This is a genomic window from Halolamina salina (genome assembly GCF_042678005.1).
Taxonomy (GTDB): Archaea; Halobacteriota; Halobacteria; order Halobacteriales; family Haloferacaceae; genus Halolamina; species Halolamina salina.
The window spans coordinates 3,459-5,326 of record NZ_JBHUDH010000086.1 but is presented as its reverse complement, the minus strand read 5'-3'; the positions used below and the strand labels follow the sequence as shown (position 1 = coordinate 5,326).

Annotated in this window: 3 protein-coding genes; 2 read left to right on the top strand and 1 reads right to left on the bottom strand. The window is 67.9% G+C overall.

Annotated features, from left to right (window positions below; genetic code table 11):
* Positions 1 to 105 precede the first annotated feature (105 nt).
* Positions 106 to 843 (top strand): hypothetical protein, encoded by a 738-nt coding sequence (locus ACFR9S_RS08400; protein ID WP_379732766.1) that lies wholly within the window; start codon positions 106 to 108, stop codon positions 841 to 843.
* A gap of 1 nt (position 844) precedes the next feature.
* Here ACFR9S_RS08400 and ACFR9S_RS08395 read toward each other — a convergent pair whose 3' ends face one another.
* Positions 845 to 1,213, bottom strand: coding sequence for a cupin domain-containing protein (locus ACFR9S_RS08395; RefSeq protein WP_379732764.1), 369 nt, complete (start codon positions 1,211 to 1,213; stop codon positions 845 to 847).
* Positions 1,214 to 1,325: 112 nt separating this feature from the next.
* Between ACFR9S_RS08395 and ACFR9S_RS08390 the strand changes: the two genes are divergently transcribed.
* Positions 1,326 to 1,559, top strand: coding sequence for a DUF7542 family protein (locus tag ACFR9S_RS08390; RefSeq protein WP_379818418.1), 234 nt, complete (start codon positions 1,326 to 1,328; stop codon positions 1,557 to 1,559).
* Positions 1,560 to 1,868: the final 309 nt, after the last annotated feature.

Below are 1,868 nucleotides of genomic sequence, written 5' to 3'. Positions count from 1 at the left end.
CGGCGGCGAGTGGCGCCCCGTCACCGACCGGCTGAGCGCCGGGGTGGCGGCGTTCCGAGTCCGGCTCTCCGGGGAGCACGACCGGCCGGGGAAGGGTGAGTAACGATGAGCGGCGACTCTACCGACGGCGACGACGGGTCGAACGCCGAGGAGCCGTCGGTCGGCGTCCGCGACCTCGTCGGCAGCGCCTGGAGCACGCTCAAGACTGTGTACTACGCCAACTCGGTCAGTTGGCGGGTGCTGAAAGCCGGCGGGCTGGTCTTTTTCGGCTTCTTCCTCTGGGCCGGCTCGAACCTCGTCTACTCGTACAACCCCGGGCTCGGCGTGCTGCGCTACCCGATGGCCTACGGCTTCCTGCTGATCGTCTACGGGCCGATCCACCACCTCGTCGTGCTCCCGCTCGCGTTCCGGTGGCGGCGGACCCCGGGCCTCAGACAGACCGTCGGGAAGCGACTGCCCAACGGGATGCTGGCGGTGTTTCTCGCCACCGTCGTCGTGCTGGGGACGTTCCCGGCCGGACCGATGGTCGTCGACTTCCAGAGCGCACTGGAGTCAAGCGGCGCCGACGTGAGCCCGGACCTGCTCTGTACGAAGTCGACGACGGAGAACGGGACCTCCGTTCACTGTCACCTGAGCGAGACCGACGGTGTCGACCGGATCGAGGTCCGGAGCGGCGACAGCCGGCTACTCACGGACGAGGATCCGCCCTACGAGTTCACGATCCACGACCGCGAGATCGAGACCGTCGCGGGGGAGAAGCGGTTCACCGTCCTGCTGCAGGACGAGGACGGCTCGATGGTGCGACGCTACACCCGTCGGCTGGCGATCGTCGAGGAAGGGTAGCTTACGGCTCGAACTCGTCGTTCTGGATCCCCCTTCGGACGGGGTCGTGCTCGGCATCGCTCGGCGGCGGTGCGGTCACGAGGACGGCCTCCAGTCGCTCGTCGCCGGCTTTGACGCCGCGGTCCTCGCCGGCGGGCACCGTCACGACCGAGCCGGGTTCGACCTCGTGGCTCCGCTCGCCGTCGCGGACGACACCGCTCCCGGACTGGACGACGACGGTCACGTCGCTGTCGGGCGCGTGAACGGGGATGAACTGCCCGGGCTCGAAGTAGCCACAGACGGTCTTGCTGTGGGTCGTTCTCGACACCTCGCGGGCGGTGAACCGACCGTCGCTGTACGTGCGTTCGGCGTCGACGCTCGTCGCTGGCATACGTGGGGAGTCCGGCCGGCCCTCGGCTCCCAGTTGTGCCGAACACGTTCGCGAACCGCGCGGCAAAGTCGGGGACGCGGGTGCTAAGTGTTCGGGCCGGGTAGTACCGGTAATGAGCGACGATCGAGTCACGGTCACCTGCGACGACTGTGGCCTCGCCGAGACGTTCGACGCGCTGGGGGTGGCCCGGGCGTTCGTCGAGGAGCATCGGACCGAGACGGGCCACGACCCGACGTGGGAACTCCCGTCGCTCGCGTCCGGGGTCGAGCGCGCGGGCGACGAGGCCGGCGTCTGCGGCCGGCCGGGCTGCACCGACACCGGGTCGCCGCTGTATCAGGGCGAGTAAGTGACCTCTTTCGCTGTTCACCGCCGATAGCGAGTGACGACGCCGAATTTTTGCGTGTGTTGTGTTCCCAAACCACTGTTTTCCCGAGTGAGAGGTTCGCTACTTGTCGAATTACCTTCGAGCATTTAGAAAGTCCTTTCAATACCCGTTGGGAATAACGCGGTACAGTGAGACGTTCGACTGCGGACCGACGGCACGACGACGGAACGAGCACTCGACGGCGCTGGCTGCAGGCGCTGGGTGTCGCGGGAGTGGGCGGACTGGCCGGCTGTACCGGCGGCGACGGCACCGAAACCCCGACTGAGGGCG

What these genes read in the sequence shown, in the direction of transcription:
- ACFR9S_RS08395 (WP_379732764.1), bottom strand. Translation starts at nt 1,213, where the DNA reads ATGCCAGCGACGAGCGTCGACGCCGAACGCACGTACAGCGACGGTCGG.
- ACFR9S_RS08400 (WP_379732766.1), top strand. Translation starts at nt 106, where the DNA reads ATGAGCGGCGACTCTACCGACGGCGACGACGGGTCGAACGCCGAGGAG.
- ACFR9S_RS08390 (WP_379818418.1), top strand. Translation starts at nt 1,326, where the DNA reads ATGAGCGACGATCGAGTCACGGTCACCTGCGACGACTGTGGCCTCGCC.